Genomic DNA, 15,013 nt, shown 5'->3' on the forward strand with positions numbered 1-15,013 from the left:
GGCTGCGCCGCGGCCGCCGGCGGCCGGCTTGCGGGCGTAGCGTGCTTCTTCTTCCTGGCGGCGTTGATAGCCTTCGGGGTCTTTCTGGCGTTCGACGTTTTCGCGGGTGCGCTCAATTTGCGCGACCAGGCGGGCGCGGGCGCCCGTGCGGGTGCGCTTGGGCGCTTCTTCGGCGTGGGCGTCGCGCGCCGTTTTCTTGATCGTCAGCGTCTTGCGCGGACGGTCGTGTTCATCAGAGGACATACGAATCCTGGCGAATGTGCAAAGGTAGGGGGAATCAGAAGGGTTTGACGACGACCAGCGCCACCACCACCAAGAGCAGCAAGACGGGAACTTCGTTGAACCAGCGATAGAACTTGTGCGAACGGGTGTTTTTGCCCTGTTCGAATTTACGCAGCATCAAGCCACAGGCGTGATGGTAGCCGATGACGAGCAGGACGAAAAAGAGTTTGGCGTGCATCCAGCCGTTGCCCGGGCCTACGCCGATGCGATAGCCCAGGTACAGCCACATGCCGAACACGATGGCGACCACGGCCAGGATGGTGGTGAAGCGGTACAGGCGGCGGGCCATGCCCAGCAGCGTGGCCTGGACAGAGGCGTCCGTCTGCTGGGCCAGGTTCACGAAAATGCGCGGCAGGTAGAACAAGCCGGCAAACCAGGAAGCGATAAAGACAATATGGAAGGTCTTGACCCAGAGCATGGCCATGGCGCGATCCGATCGAGGAAAGCCGCATTGTAAGGCCGGTGCCCGCCTTCATCCGGCCCTGGATATCGCGCGAAGTCGCCGAGCGATTCGTAGGATGGGTGAAGCGCGAGAGTCCTTGAAGAAGAACGCTGCCAATGAGCGCGCGGAACCCATCACGCAGCGCAGGCGTCTTTGCGGAGTCAGCCACAACGCCAGCGCCGCTTGATGGGTTGCGCGCGCTGGAGACCGGGGACCCAAACGCCGGCATCCCGCGCTTCACCCATCCTACGAATCCCGAACCCCGAACCCCGAACCCCGAACCCCGAACCCCGAACCCCGAGCCCCGAGCCCCGAACCCCGAACCCCGAACCCCGAACCCCGAACCCCGAACCCCGAACCCCGAACCCCGAACCCCGAACCCCGAACCCCGAACCCCGAACCCCGAGTCACGAATCCCGGTTCCCGATTCCCGATTCCCGATTCCCAGCTTCCGACGTCCGGCCCTGGAATCAGATCACATACAAGTCCACGTACTCGTGCACCGGCATGGCTTCCAACGCCTTCTGGTCCAGCGATACCTCCAGGATCCGGCGCTGCTGCTTGGCCGGGAAGATGCGGGCCAGGTTGGTCCGGAACTTGGCTTCCAGCAGCGGGATGCCGTCCTGGCGGCGGCGCTTGTGGCCGATGGGGTATTCGCAGACGATCTCGTCCAGGCGGGAGCCGTCGTTGAACTCCACGGTCAGCGCGTTCGCGATCGAGCGCTTGTCCGGGTCGTGGTAGTCGCGGGTGTACGCCGGGTCTTCCACGCAGACGATCTTGTCGCGCAGCGCGTCGATGCGCGGGTCGCGGGCGATCTCGTCTTCGTAGTCGCCGGCCGTCAGGCGGCCGAACAGGACGGGCACGGCCACCATGTACTGGATGCAGTGGTCGCGATCGGCCGGGTTGTTCAGCGGCCCCTTCTTGTCGATGATGCGGATGCACGCCTCGTGCGTGCGGATCGTGATGGCCTTGATGTCATCCGCGCTCTTGCCCTGGGCACGCAGAAGATCATGGATCTGCATGGCGCATTCCACCGCGGTCTGCGAATGGAACTCGGCGGGGAACGAGATCTTGAACAGCACGTTCTCCATCACGTAGCTGCCATAGGGCCGCTGGAACTTGAACGGCTGGCCCTTGAAGAGCACGTCGTAAAAGCCCCAGGTCTTGGCCGTCAGTACCGACGGATAGCCCATTTCGCCGGTCTTGGCGATCAGCGCCAGGCGCACGGCGCGGCTGGTGGCGTCGCCGGCGGCCCAGCTCTTGCGGCTGCCGGTATTGGGGGCATGGCGATAGGTGCGCAGGCTTTGGCCGTCAACCCAGGCCAGCGATACCGCGTTGATCACTTCATCGCGGTCCAGTCCCAGCATCTGCGCCACGACGGCGGTGGACGCCACCTTGACCAGCACGACGTGGTCCAGCCCGACTTTGTTGAAGGAGTTCTCCAGCGCGATGCAGCCCTGGATCTCGTGCGCCTTGATCATGCCGGTCAGCACGTCGCGCATGGTCAGGGGCGGTTTGCCGGCGGCGACCGCGGTGCGTGACAGCCAGTCGGCGGTGGCCAGGATGCCGCCCAGGTTGTCCGACGGGTGGCCCCATTCGGCGGCCAGCCACGTGTCGTTGAAGTCCAGCCAGCGGATGGCTGTGCCGATGTTGAACGCGGCTTGCACCGGGTCCAACTGGAACGACGTGCCCGGCACCTTGGCGCCGTTGGGCACCACGGTGCCGGGCACGATCGGACCCAGCAATTTCCTGCACGCGGGATATTCCAGCGCTTCCAGGCCGCAGCCCAGCGTGTCGATCAGGCAGTTGCGGGCGGTGTCATACGCCAGGCCGCTCTGGATTTCATAGTTCAGAACGTAGTCCGCGATATCGACCAGCACCTGGTCGGGATCGGGACGCACGTTGGAGATCGGGGCAGACATAGCGGTACCTCTCCATAGAATGAATACAGGTGGCCATGCTGCGCCCTCGCTCTCGTCTGGCTTGCGCGGGGCTTACTTGCGCTTGTCCAGCGGCACGAACTTCTGGTCTTCCGGACCCACGTAATTGGCGGTGGGGCGGATGATCTTGTTGTCGATGCGCTGCTCGATGATGTGAGCCGACCAGCCTGCGGTACGCGCAATGACGAACAACGGGGTGAACATGGCGGTGGGCACGCCCATCATGTGGTAGCTGACGGCCGAGAACCAGTCCAGGTTGGGGAACATCTTCTTGATGTCCCACATGACCGTCTCAAGGCGTTCGGCGATGTCGAACATCTTGGTGGTGCCGGCCTTCTTGGACAGCTTCTTGGCCACGTCCTTGATGACCTTGTTGCGCGGGTCGGACACGGTGTAGACGGGGTGGCCAAAGCCGATGATAACTTCGCGGGCTTCGACGCGGCGCCGGATGTCGGCTTCGGCCTCGTCCGGCGTTTCATAGCGCTTCTGTACATCGAACGCCACTTCGTTGGCGCCGCCGTGTTTCGGGCCGCGCAGCGCGCCGATGGCGCCGGCAATCGACGAGAATATGTCCGAACCCGTGCCGGCGATGACGCGTGCCGTGAACGTGGACGCGTTGAACTCGTGCTCGGCGTACAGGTTCAGGGAGATGTGCATCGCCTTGACCCATTCGTCGCTGGGCTTTTCGCCATGCAGCAGATGCAGGAAGTGGCCGCCGATGCTGTCGTCGTCCGTCTGCACGTCGATGATGCGGCCGTTATGGCTGTAGTGGTACCAGTACAGCAGGGCCGAGCCCAGGTTGGCCATCAGGCGGTCGGCGATGTCGCGCGCGCCCGGGGTGTTGTGATCGTCTTTCTCGGGCAGCACGCAGCCCAGCACCGACACGGCGGTGCGCATGACGTCCATCGGGTGGCTCGAGGCGGGCAGGGCTTCCAGCGCGACTTGCAGCTGGGCCGGCAGGCCGCGCAAGCTCTTCAGCTTTTGCTTGTAGGCGGCGAGTTCGGACTTGTTGGGCAATTTGCCATGGACGAGCAAGTGGGCGATTTCCTCGAACTCGCTCGTGTGCGCGATGTCCAGGATGTCGTAGCCGCGGTAGTGCAGGTCGTTGCCGCTGCGGCCGACCGTGCACAGCGCGGTATTGCCTGCGACCACGCCCGACAGGGCAACGGACTTCTTGGGTTTGAAACCGGCTTTCTCTTCCGGCTTGGCGTCCGATTTGGCTTCTTGCTTCTTGGGAGCCGTGCTCATGTCTCTACTCCTTTCCTTTCGCGATTGACGATATGGGGGAAAAGCTGGGCGCCCCGGGATGGCCGCGGCGCCGGATACCAAAGGCGTTGCGGACTTACGCTTTGCCCTTTTGGAAGAGCGCATCCAATCTGGATTCGAATTCGTGATAGCCGATGCGGTCGTACAGTTCTTCGCGCGTCTGCATCAGGTCCACCACGTTTTTCTGGTGGCCGTCGCGGCGGATGGCGGTGTAGACGGCTTCGGCGGCCTTGTTCATGGCGCGGAAGGCCGACAGCGGGTAGAGCACCATGCCCACGCCCACACTCTTTAACTCTTCGACCGTGAACAGCGGCGTCTTGCCGAATTCGGTGATGTTGGCCAGGACCGGCACCTTGACGGCCTTGACGAAGCGGTCGTAGGTGGGGAGGTCGTAGGCGGCTTCGGCGAAGATCGCGTCGGCGCCGGCTTCCACGCAGGCCAGGGCGCGCTCGATGGCGGCGTCCACGCCGTGCGAGGCGATGGCGTCGGTGCGGGCGATCAGATAGAAATCGCTGTCGGTGCGCGCGTCAGCAGCGGCCTTGACGCGGTCGGCCATTTCTTCGGTGGTGACGATTTCCTTGCCGGGACGGTGGCCGCAGCGCTTGGCGCCGACCTGGTCTTCAATGTGGCAGGCGGCCGCGCCGAACTTGATCAGGCTCTTGACGGTGCGCGCGATGTTGAAGGCCGACGGGCCGAAGCCGGTGTCGATGTCCACCACCAGCGGCACGTCGCACACGTCGGTGATGCGGCGCACGTCGGTCAGCACGTCGTCCATGGTGTTGATGCCCAGGTCGGGCAGGCCCAGCGAACCGGCCGCGACGCCGCCGCCAGACAGGTAGATGGCGCGGTAGCCGGCACGCTTGGCCAGCAGGGCGTGGTTGGCGTTGATGGCGCCGATGATCTGCAGGGGGCTTTCTTCGGCGAGGGCGCGGCGAAAGAGGGCGCCGGGCGATTCGGGTCTGGACATGGAGGTCTCCGTTCTTTCTTATGGCTAGCCCACGACCTTATCGCGGGTCCGGAACATGAATCTGTCCCCTCCGCGACAATCGCCGCAGGCCGGGTGAAGGGACAGGTTCATGCTTCGGCAATGATGTGGCGGCCTTGCTTAGGAATTGGGCCCGCATGAACGGGCCCAATTCTTCACTCAACCGCTGCTTACTTCAGCAGGTCCTTGACGCCGTCGCGCTCTTCGAGGAGCTCTTTCAGCGTGAAGTCCAGGCGCTCGCGCGAGAAGGCGTCGATTTCCAGGCCTTCGACACGCTTGTATTCGCCGTTTTCGGTCGTGACCGGCACGCCGTAGATGATGCCTTCCGGGATGCCGTAGGAGCCGTCCGACGGGATGCCCATCGTGACCCACTTGCCGTTGCTGCCCAGGACCCAGTCACGGACGTGGTCGATGGCGGCGTTGGCGGCCGAAGCGGCCGAGGACAGGCCACGGGCTTCGATGATGGCGGCGCCGCGCTTGCCCACGGTCGGGATGAACGTGTCGCGGTTCCAGGCGTCGTCGTTGATCAGCTTGGACAGCGACTCGCCGCCGACGGTGGCGAAGCGGAAGTCGGGGTACATCGTGGGCGAGTGGTTGCCCCACACGACCAGCTTCTCGATCGCGGCGACCGGCTTGCCCGACTTGGCGGACAGTTGCGACAGGGCGCGGTTGTGATCCAGGCGCAGCATGGCGGTGAAGTTCTTGGCCGGCAGGTCCGGCGCCGACTTCATGGCGATGTAGGCGTTGGTGTTGGCGGGGTTGCCGACGACCAGGACCTTGACGTTGCGGCTGGCCACGTCGTTCAGGGCCTTGCCCTGCGCCGTGAAGATCTGGGCGTTGACCGACAGCAGGTCCTTGCGCTCCATGCCGGGGCCGCGCGGACGGGCGCCAACCAGCAGGGCCACGTCGGCATCCTTGAAGGCGGTGCGCGGGTCGCTGTGGGCGGTCACTTCCTGCAGCAGCGGGAAGGCGCAGTCATCCAATTCCATGATGACGCCCTTCAGGGCCTTTTGCGCTTTCTCGTCGGGGATTTCCAGCAATTGCAGGATGACGGGTTGATCTTTACCCAGCATTTCGCCGGAGGCGATGCGGAATAGCAGTGCGTAACCGATTTGGCCGGCGGCGCCGGTGACGGCGACACGCAAGGCAGGCTTGGACATGGACGTTCTCCGTAATGGTTTGGCGAGAAAAATCTCACCAATCAGTGTAATCGTTAGGGCAGGAATCAAGGGCCCCCACGCCGCACCCGCTGACGCGGACTTGCTGCCCCTTGCGGGGGCATTTTTGCCTTGAGGCGGACCTGCGGCAAAAAACAAATTAGCGCACCAAAAACCCAAGCGGGGGCAGGGGCCTGACAGCCGTGAATCCTAGATCGATTTTACGGGTGCGTCAAACGCTCTTCTATCTTATATAAGACATAAGACGTTGGACAGTATCTCCCCCGATATGCCACAATAGAGCGTTTATTCGAATGCGTTGCAGCCCGGTCGGTTGTGCCCCTGACAGCGCATTGCGGATGTGGGTTTGCATCCTGTTTTGCGCTGCCCTCCCATCATCCGGATGAACATGACACTTTCAAGAAGATCCATGGCAGAGCCTCGGCCCGAAACCTCCTTACGCACTCGCGCCGCCCGTTCAACGGGCGAGGGGGCCGCTTTCAGTCCGCTCTACCGCCAGATCAAGGATCTGCTCGTTCAAAGCCTTGAGCGCGGCGAATGGAAGCCCGGTGAACTCATCCCCAGCGAAATCGATCTGGCCGCCCGTTTTCAGGTGAGCCAGGGCACGGTGCGCAAGGCGGTCGATGAGTTGGCAGCCGAGCACATGCTGCTGCGCCGCCAGGGCAAGGGCACCTTTGTCGCCACCCACCACGAAGCCCGCGTGCGCTACCGTTTCCTGCGCCTGGCCGCCGACGAAGAAGGCGAGCCCGGCCGTGCTGAAAGCCGCATCCTGGAATGCCGGCGCCTGAGGGCGCCCGCCGAGATCGCGCGCGCTCTCGACCTGCGCGCAGGCGAGACGGTCGTCATGATCCGCCGCCTGCTGTCCATGGGGCAGACACCCACTGTCGTGGACGACATCTGGCTGCCCGGCACCATTTTCCGTGGACTGACCCTGGAGCTGCTGACCGCCAACAAGGCGCCGCTCTATGGCCTGTTCGAATCCGAGTTCGGCGTCAGCATGGTGCGCGCGGATGAAAAGCTGCGCGCGGTGATCGCGCCGGCCGAAGTCTGTCCGCTGCTTAATGTTCCCGCCGGCACGCCGTTGTTGCAGGTGGATCGGGTGTCGTACACCTATGGTGACCGCCCCATGGAAATTCGCCGGGGTTTGTACTTGACCGATCGATACCACTACCGCAATAGTCTGAATTGATGAGCTTTTACACTACGATTTGATACCAACCCAATCTCTAGGCGAAAATACCGTGTTTGCCCGAAAGGGCCACGGCATTCCCGCCGTCACGATTCCCTAGTTCAGAAACACCGAGGCCGTCATGTCCGACACCGCTGCCAAGCCACGTCCGCAGTTTCGCAATATTGGGCTTGCCCAAGTTGCGTTCTCTTATCGCCTGCCCCTGGCCGGCAAGCTGTCCATCCTGCACCGCATCAGCGGCATTTTGCTGTTCCTCTGTTTGCCCTTGGTCATCGTTCCGCTGTTCGCGGCGAGCGTGGCCGCACCGCAGTCGTTCGCCTGGATCGCCTCCATCGCGGCCAACCCGATCGTCAAGCTTGTCTTCCTGGTCCTGATCTGGGGCTACCTGCACCACTTCTGTGCCGGCATCCGCTACCTGCTGCTGGACCTGCACATCGGTATCGACAAGCTGTCGGCCAAGAAAAGCGCTGGCGTGGTCTTCGGTGTCAGCCTGGCGCTGACGCTGGTGTTCGGTCTCAAACTGTTCGGAGTGCTGTAAATGGCCGCCGCTAAAAACTACGGACCCAAGCGCCTGGTCGTCGGCGCTCACTATGGCGTCATGGATTTCATCATCCAGCGCATCACCGCCGTCATCATGGCCGTGTATACGCTGGTACTGCTCGTCGGCATCCTGACGATGCCTGCCTTCACGTATGAACACTGGGTCAAGCTGTTCAATTTCTACGTGGGCTTCATTCCGGTTGGCCAGATCCTGGCCTCCCTTGCATTCATTGCGTTGGCCTGGCATGCCTGGATTGGCGTGCGCGACATCTGGATGGATTACGTCAAGCCGGTGGGCCTGCGCCTGCTGCTGCAAGTGCTGACGATCCTCTGGTTGATCGGTACGGTCGTTTACTTCGCGCAAATCCTCTGGAGCATTTAAGCCGTGGTCTCTGTCATGAAATCCTTGCCGCGCCGCCAGTTTGATGTGGTGGTCGTTGGCGCCGGTGGAGCCGGCATGCGTTGTTCGCTGCAACTGTCCCAAGCGGGCCTGTCGGTTGCGGTGCTGTCCAAAGTGTTCCCCACGCGTTCGCACACCGTTGCCGCGCAAGGCGGCGTGAGCGCCTCCCTGGGCAACATGAGCGAAGACAACTGGTACTGGCACATGTACGACACCGTCAAGGGGTCGGATTGGCTGGGCGACCAGGACGCCATCGAATTCATGTGCCGTGAAGCGCCGAACGCCGTGTACGAGCTCGAGCACTTCGGCATGCCGTTCGACCGCAACCCCGACGGCACGATCTACCAGCGTCCGTTCGGCGGCCACACCGCCAACTTCGGTGAAAAGCCGGTGCAGCGCGCCTGTGCCGCCGCCGACCGCACCGGCCACGCGCTGCTGCACACCCTCTACCAGCGCAACGTCGCTGCGCGCACCCAGTTCTTCGTCGAATGGATGGCGCTGGACTTGCTGCGCAACGAGGCTGGCGACGTCGTCGGCGTGACCGCCCTGGAAATGGAAACGGGCGAGATCTACATCCTGGAAGCCAAGACCACGGTGCTGGCCACCGGTGGCGCCGGCCGCATCTGGGCCGCTTCCACCAACGCCTTCATCAACACCGGTGACGGCCTGGGCATGGCTGCGCGCGCAGGCATCCCGCTGCAAGACATGGAATTCTGGCAATTCCACCCGACCGGCGTGGCCGGCGCGGGCGTGCTGATTACCGAAGGCGTGCGTGGCGAAGGCGGCATCCTCTTGAACAAGGATGGCGAACGCTTCATGGAGCGCTATGCGCCCACGCTGAAGGATCTGGCTCCGCGTGACTTCGTGTCCCGCTCGATGGACCAGGAAATCAAGGAAGGCCGCGGTTGCGGTCCGGACGGCAGCTACGTCGTCCTGAAGCTGGACCACCTGGGCGCCGACGTCATCAACAAGCGTCTGCCCTCGATCCGCGAAATCGCCATCAAGTTCGGCAACGTCGACCCGATCAAGGAACCGATCCCCGTCGTTCCGACCATCCACTATCAGATGGGCGGCATTCCGGCCAACTACCACGGCCAGGTGCTCTCGCGTGAAAACGGCGAGAACAAGGTCGTCAACGGCCTGTACGCCATCGGCGAATGCGCCGCGGTGTCGGTGCACGGCGCCAACCGCCTGGGCACGAACTCGCTGCTGGACCTGATCGTGTTCGGCCGCGCCACCGGCAACCACATCGTGAATTCGCACCCGGAGCGCCAACGCGCCCACCAGGAGCTGCCGAAGGAAGCCGTCGAGTTCTCGCTGGACCGCGTGAACAAGCTGGAATCGCGCACCTCGGGCGAAAAGACGCAAGACATCGGCAACGCCATCCGCTTCTCGATGCAGCGCCACTGCGGCGTGTTCCGCACGCTGGAACTGCTGAACGAAGGCGTGACGCAGATCGAAGATCTGGCCAAGCAAGCCGACAATATCTACTTCAAGGACAAGTCCAAGGTGTTCAACACCGCGCGCGTCGAAGCGCTGGAACTGGCCAACATGACCGAAGTGGCTCGCGCCACGATCAAGTCGGCCGCTGCCCGCACCGAAAGCCGCGGCGCGCACGCGTTGGACGACCATCCGACCCGCGACGACGAGAACTGGCTGAAGCACACGCTGTGGTACTCCGAAGGCAGCCGCCTGGATTACAAGCCCGTGCAGATGAAGCCTTTGACGGTTGAGTCCTTCCCGCCCAAGGCGCGTACCTTCTAAGTCCGGATAGAGCCCATTATGAGCACCAAGAGAATCGTCAAGTTCGAAATCTACCGCTACGATCCGGACAAGGACGAGCGCCCGTACATGCAGAAGCTGGACGTCGAACTCCAGCCGACCGACAAGATGCTGCTTGATGCGCTGGTGCGCATCAAGAACGATGTCGATGACAGCCTGGCCCTGCGCCGCTCGTGCCGTGAAGGCGTGTGCGGTTCGGACGCCATGAACATCAACGGCAAGAACGGTCTGGCCTGCACGACGAACCTGCGCGAACTGAAGGAACCCATCGTTCTGCGTCCGCTGCCGGGCCTGCCCGTCATCCGCGACCTGATCGTGGACATGACGCACTTCTTCAACCAGTACCACTCGATCCGCCCGTACCTCATCAACGACGCGCCGCCGCCCGAAAAAGAGCGCCTGCAGTCGCCCGAGGCGCGCGAAGAGCTCGACGGCCTGTACGAGTGCATCCTGTGCGCGTGCTGTTCCACTTCCTGCCCGTCGTTCTGGTGGAATCCGGACAAGTTCGTCGGCCCGGCCGGCCTGCTGCAAGCCTACCGCTTCATCGCCGACAGCCGCGACGAAGCCACGGGCGAGCGTCTGGACAACCTGGAAGATCCGTACCGCCTGTTCCGTTGCCACACCATCATGAATTGCGTCGACGTCTGTCCCAAGGGACTGAACCCGACCAAGGCAATCGGCAAGATCAAGGAACTGATGGTCCGCCGCACGGTCTAGTTTCTAGTGTGAAGACTTTTGTATTTATGGTGTAACGATGAGCAGGCTAACTGAACTGGAGCGGGCGCGTCTGCGTTGGCGGGCGCGCCGCGGCCTGCTCGAAAACGACTTGATCATCACCCGGTATCTTGACGCTTACGAGGCCGAACTTACCGATGATGATGTGGCCGCATTGACCCAGCTGTTCGAGATGGGAGACAACGACCTTCTCGACCTGCTGCTGGCCCGCAAGGAACTCGAAGGCGACCTGGATACGCCCAGGCTTCGGGGGATTATTGGCCAGATGCGCGCACTCTGATTAATGTGAGAGGAAATAACATGAACCTGTCTGACAAAAAAGCCACTCTATCCTTCTCGGATGGCAGCGCACCCATTGAGTTCCCTGTCTACAAGGGCACGGTCGGTCCGGATGTGATCGACATCCGCAAGCTGTATGGCCAGACGGGCATGTTTACGTTTGACCCGGGCTTCATGTCCACCGCGGCTTGCGAATCGGCCATCACGTACATCGACGGCGACAAGGGCGAACTGCTGTACCGCGGCTTCCCCATCGAGCAATTGGCCGTCAATTGCGACTTCATGGACATCTGCTACCTGATCCTGAACGGCGAACTGCCGAACGAGGCTCAGAAGGCTGACTTCGACTCGCAAGTGACCCATCACACGATGGTCAACGAGCAACTGCATTTCTTCCTGCGTGGTTTCCGCCGCGACGCCCACCCGATGGCCGTCCTGACGGGCCTGGTCGGCGCGCTGTCCGCGTTCTACCACGACTCCACCGACATCACGAACCCGCAGCATCGCCACATCTCGGCCATCCGCCTGATCGCCAAGATGCCGACGCTGGTTGCGATGGCGTACAAGTACTCGCAAGGCCAACCGTTCATCTATCCGCAGAACGACCTGTCCTACACGGGCAACTTCCTGCGCATGATGTTCGCCACGCCGTGCGAAGACTACAAGGTCAACGAAGTCGTCGAGCGCGCGCTGGACCGCATCTTCATCCTGCACGCCGACCACGAGCAAAACGCGTCGACCTCGACCGTGCGCCTGTGCGGTTCGTCGGGCACCAACCCGTTCGCCGCCATCTCCGCTGGCGTGGCTTGCCTGTGGGGCCCGGCTCACGGCGGCGCCAACGAAGCTTGCCTGCAGATGCTGGAAGAGCTGCAAGCCAACGGCGGCATCGACAAGGTCGGTGAGTTCATGGAAAAGGTCAAGGACAAGAACTCGGGCGTGCGCCTGATGGGCTTTGGCCACCGCGTCTACAAGAACTACGACCCGCGCGCCAAGCTGATGCAGGAAACCTGCAAGGAAGTGCTCTCGGCCCTGGGCCTGGAAAACGACCCGCTGTTCAAGCTGGCCATGGAACTGGAACGCATCGCCCTGTCCGATCCGTACTTCGTGCAGCGCAAGCTGTACCCGAACGTGGACTTCTACTCGGGTATCGTCCAGCGCGCCATCGGCATCCCGACCTCGCTGTTCACGGCCATCTTCGCGCTGGCCCGCACGGTGGGCTGGATCGCCCAGTGGAACGAAATGCTGTCGGATCCCGATTACAAGATCGGCCGTCCGCGCCAGCTTTTCACGGGTTCGGTCACCCGCGACGTGCCCCCGATGGACAAGCGTTAATCCGCTTTTCGCTTCGACAAGAAACCGCCTTCGGGCGGTTTTTTGTTGTCGGGGATATCATCTGGGCCATGATTCCCATCGCGCTCCCCTCCGCCAACTTCTACCTGCTGCTCAACGTTTCCTTTTTTGCGGGCGTCCTGCTTTTCGGATGGCTGCTGGCGCTGGCGTCCAGCGCAGGAATGCGCCGCGCCGTGCGCGTGCACTGGAAGAAGTCCGCCGTGTTGTTCGTGCTGCTGGCGGTGCTCTTCAGCTACTACGCGTGGTTCCAGGCGATCGTATGGCAGGTGGAACACGAGAGCGAACGGCAGGAGGCGGCGCGCAACGTCACGCTGGCGCAGGCAACGACTGTGGGCGGCACCGACATGCCCGCCGGCACGCGGTTGAAGCTGCAGGACGAAGGGCAGCTTGAAACCTATCTGGAGGCCGAGTTTCCTCAACCGGTACCCGTATACGGCATTCAGGCAACGCAGGTGCGGCGCTTCCTTGGCACCGATTACGACGATGACACCTATGCGCTGATCGCCCGTTATCCCCGCACCGTCATCCTGCGCGGTGCGGGAGATCAGGCCGTGCAAGGCTGGCAGTGCGACGCCACGCAGGACATCGAATTCGATTCCGAGCGGGACGGCGCCATGAAGGCGCTGAACCAGTGTCAGCTGGGCCGCGGCAACCGCGTCGGCGATCTGGAAATCGCGCCGGGATCGATCCTGTATGGCTCGGAAGGGACGGTCTACGTCGACGGCTTCAAGGACCCGGACCGCTGGCGCATCGAAGTGAAGGACCCTGTGGCGGTGAAGGCCTTCGGGCTGATGCTGAGCAACCCCAGGATCTACCTGGACGCGGACCGCCGCCTGCTGCGGGTCAGCGATACCGAACTGGCGTGCGGCGTGCAGTGGGGAGACTTCCGCCATGCCGCGGGCACGCAGGTCAAGACGGTGCGGCGTGTGCAAGGCGCTGGCCGCGAACCGTTTCCAGGCGTAATCGTCTTCAGTCCGAGCAACGGGCAGCCGGCCAAGCGCGATGGCCATGACGACGTGTCCAAAGGCATGTCGGTGATGCAGGGCCTGGATGGGTCGTTTGCCGGCATCGTGAAAAACGAGGAAGTCGGCGTGTTCGAGTTCGCGACGTTCGTCGTCGGCGACGAGGAACCGGAAGCGCCGACGCGCGCCCGTTGCCCGGCGCCTGCGGCCACCGGGCCGCGTTAAGAAATTCTTAAAAGTCTCTTCCGACAATGCGGCTTGCCGGTGGCGTTCCGCGCCGGCCCAACCGTCAGGGAGTGATGCCGGATGAGACGTCGGTGAGACGCCTGCACAGCATGGAGCTGTTCGCAGAGGTGGCCAAGGCGCGCAGCTTCAGCCGCGCCGCCATCGTGTTGGGGCTGCCGAAATCGACGCTGTCGCGTCGCGTGGCGGAGCTGGAGCGTTCGGTTGGCCTGAGCCTGCTTAACCGCAGCACCCGCAAGGTGGAGCTGACGGGGGCAGGCGAGGTGTATCTGGAGCGCTGCCTGCGTATCGTGGAAGAGGCGCAAGTCGCGCACGAGGAACTGCAGGCGTTGACCGCCAAGCCGTCCGGCCTGTTGCGCGTCAATATGCCGGCAACATTCGCGACCGACGTGATGGCGGAGATCTTCCTGGGCTTTTCGCGACGCCACCCGGAGGTGGCGTTTCACCTGAACCTGGCCAGCCTGGAACACGCCGACCGCGTTGCCGAGCCCAGCGACCTGACGATCAAGATCGGCGATATGCCGGATTCCACGCGCATCGCCCGATGCCTGGGCTACCTGAATGTTCATCTTTACGCGTCGGAAGACTATCTGGCCGCCCACGGCGCGCCGGCCCATCCCTCGGAACTGGCTGCGCACGATTGCATCGGCTTTCGGGCCGACGCGAATGGCGCCGCCACGCGCTGGCCGCTGGCGCGGGGGCACGAACAGGTCAACGTGATGCCGGGCGGCCGGTTTTCGGTCAACGAAGCCGGCATGGCGCGCCGGCTGGCGATGCTGGGCGCGGGCATCGCCGCGCTGGGCGGCGACCAGACCGAACTCGAGCGTTCGGGCGGCCTTGCGCGGGTCTTGCCGGATTGGAGCCTGGGACCGTTTCCGGTCCATGTCGTGACAGAGTCGCGGCTGTTGCCGGCCCGGGCCAGGGCATTCGTCGATTACCTGATGATGCGCCTGGCCAAGGGCTGGCCGGGACCTGCGTTTACACGCTGATGTGCCGCGCCATCAGGACCGCGAACAAAGGCAGGAAAATGAACAGGTGCGATTCGATCATGACCCAGCGCCGCACCCGCTTGATCTCGGGCAAGGCGGGTACAAAGCCCGGCTGCTGGCGCGACTGCTTTGCCCAGCGCAGCACGGCCAGCGTGGGCGGGATCGAACAGAGCGCGATGATGACGAAAAGCGTGATCTTGGCGTGGAACCAGGGGCTGCTCATATAGAACGCGGCGCCTTTGATCCCCTGCGTCAGCCGCAGCAGGCCGGTGATCAGCACGAGGACGGCGCTGACGCCATACAGGCGGTCATAGATGACCAGCCGCTTGACGCCGGCCGCCGTCAGGTCGGGGCGCAGCAGCACGGCTTCGGCGGTCAGGACCACCACCATTACAAAGATCGCCAGATAGTGGAACCAGGCGTACAGGGCATCGGCCAGCATGTCGTCTCC

The 15,013-nt window shown here is 63.2% G+C and carries 15 protein-coding genes and 1 pseudogene; 9 read left to right on the forward strand and 7 right to left on the reverse strand.

Annotated features, from left to right (window positions below):
- The 6 genes and pseudogenes from AC27VE_RS19655 to AC27VE_RS19680 form a co-directional block, all read right to left on the reverse strand.
- A pseudogene (locus AC27VE_RS19655) lies at positions 1–243 on the reverse strand (DNA methyltransferase); the annotation flags it as partial.
- Between the two features lie 34 nt (positions 244–277).
- Positions 278–706: a CopD family protein gene (locus AC27VE_RS19660; protein ID WP_175216749.1), complete on the reverse strand. Its 429-nt coding sequence runs from the start codon at positions 704–706 to the stop codon at positions 278–280.
- Between the two features lie 488 nt (positions 707–1,194).
- A complete protein-coding gene (locus AC27VE_RS19665; RefSeq protein ID WP_488704745.1) occupies positions 1,195–2,646 on the reverse strand; it encodes a bifunctional 2-methylcitrate dehydratase/aconitate hydratase in 1,452 nt (483 codons plus the stop codon).
- Positions 2,647–2,718: 72 nt separating this feature from the next.
- Complete coding sequence (gene prpC, locus AC27VE_RS19670) at positions 2,719–3,912, reverse strand: bifunctional 2-methylcitrate synthase/citrate synthase (protein ID WP_488704746.1); 1,194 nt, start codon at positions 3,910–3,912, stop codon at positions 2,719–2,721.
- Positions 3,913–4,006: 94 nt separating this feature from the next.
- Positions 4,007–4,897, reverse strand: a complete 891-nt coding sequence (prpB, locus tag AC27VE_RS19675; protein WP_006218121.1) for a methylisocitrate lyase — start codon at positions 4,895–4,897, stop codon at positions 4,007–4,009.
- 188 nt (positions 4,898–5,085) lie between these two features.
- On the reverse strand, positions 5,086–6,075 hold the full coding sequence (locus AC27VE_RS19680; RefSeq protein WP_006223902.1) for a malate dehydrogenase: 990 nt from the start codon (positions 6,073–6,075) through the stop codon (positions 5,086–5,088).
- 427 nt (positions 6,076–6,502) lie between these two features.
- Between AC27VE_RS19680 and AC27VE_RS19685 the strand changes: the two genes are divergently transcribed.
- The 9 genes from AC27VE_RS19685 to AC27VE_RS19725 all read left to right on the forward strand — a co-directional run bounded on the left by AC27VE_RS19685 (position 6,503) and on the right by AC27VE_RS19725 (position 14,562).
- A complete protein-coding gene (locus AC27VE_RS19685; protein ID WP_006223903.1) occupies positions 6,503–7,282 on the forward strand; it encodes a GntR family transcriptional regulator in 780 nt (259 codons plus the stop codon).
- A gap of 121 nt (positions 7,283–7,403) precedes the next feature.
- Positions 7,404–7,820 (forward strand): succinate dehydrogenase, cytochrome b556 subunit, encoded by a 417-nt coding sequence (gene sdhC / locus AC27VE_RS19690; RefSeq protein WP_006223904.1) that lies wholly within the window; start codon positions 7,404–7,406, stop codon positions 7,818–7,820.
- Positions 7,821–8,204, forward strand: coding sequence for a succinate dehydrogenase, hydrophobic membrane anchor protein (gene sdhD / locus AC27VE_RS19695; protein ID WP_006223905.1), 384 nt, complete (start codon positions 7,821–7,823; stop codon positions 8,202–8,204).
- 3 nt (positions 8,205–8,207) lie between these two features.
- Positions 8,208–9,986 (forward strand): succinate dehydrogenase flavoprotein subunit, encoded by a 1,779-nt coding sequence (sdhA, locus tag AC27VE_RS19700; RefSeq protein WP_427957666.1) that lies wholly within the window; start codon positions 8,208–8,210, stop codon positions 9,984–9,986.
- Positions 9,987–10,004: 18 nt separating this feature from the next.
- Positions 10,005–10,721 carry a succinate dehydrogenase iron-sulfur subunit gene (locus AC27VE_RS19705; protein WP_006218127.1) on the forward strand — a complete coding sequence of 239 codons (717 nt, stop codon included), beginning with the start codon at positions 10,005–10,007 and terminating at the stop codon, positions 10,719–10,721.
- A 37-nt stretch (positions 10,722–10,758) separates the two neighbouring features.
- Entirely contained in the window at positions 10,759–11,019 is a 261-nt protein-coding gene (locus AC27VE_RS19710) for a succinate dehydrogenase assembly factor 2 (RefSeq protein ID WP_006218128.1), read from the forward strand.
- Between the two features lie 20 nt (positions 11,020–11,039).
- Positions 11,040–12,350: a citrate synthase gene (locus tag AC27VE_RS19715; RefSeq protein ID WP_183016349.1), complete on the forward strand. Its 1,311-nt coding sequence runs from the start codon at positions 11,040–11,042 to the stop codon at positions 12,348–12,350.
- 68 nt (positions 12,351–12,418) lie between these two features.
- Positions 12,419–13,555, forward strand: coding sequence for a hypothetical protein (locus AC27VE_RS19720; RefSeq protein ID WP_488704747.1), 1,137 nt, complete (start codon positions 12,419–12,421; stop codon positions 13,553–13,555).
- Between the two features lie 110 nt (positions 13,556–13,665).
- Positions 13,666–14,562: a LysR family transcriptional regulator gene (locus AC27VE_RS19725; RefSeq protein ID WP_006223909.1), complete on the forward strand. Its 897-nt coding sequence runs from the start codon at positions 13,666–13,668 to the stop codon at positions 14,560–14,562.
- Here the strand turns inward: AC27VE_RS19725 and AC27VE_RS19730 are convergent.
- The gene (locus AC27VE_RS19730; protein ID WP_006223910.1) at positions 14,552–15,004 is read right to left on the reverse strand and encodes a DUF2214 family protein; all 453 of its coding nucleotides are present in this window, start codon (positions 15,002–15,004) and stop codon (positions 14,552–14,554) included. The two genes, AC27VE_RS19725 and AC27VE_RS19730, sit on opposite strands and share 11 nt — an antisense overlap.
- Between the last annotated feature and the right edge of the window lie 9 nt (positions 15,005–15,013).

The organism is Achromobacter sp. 18P8.1.1, from assembly GCF_057799415.1.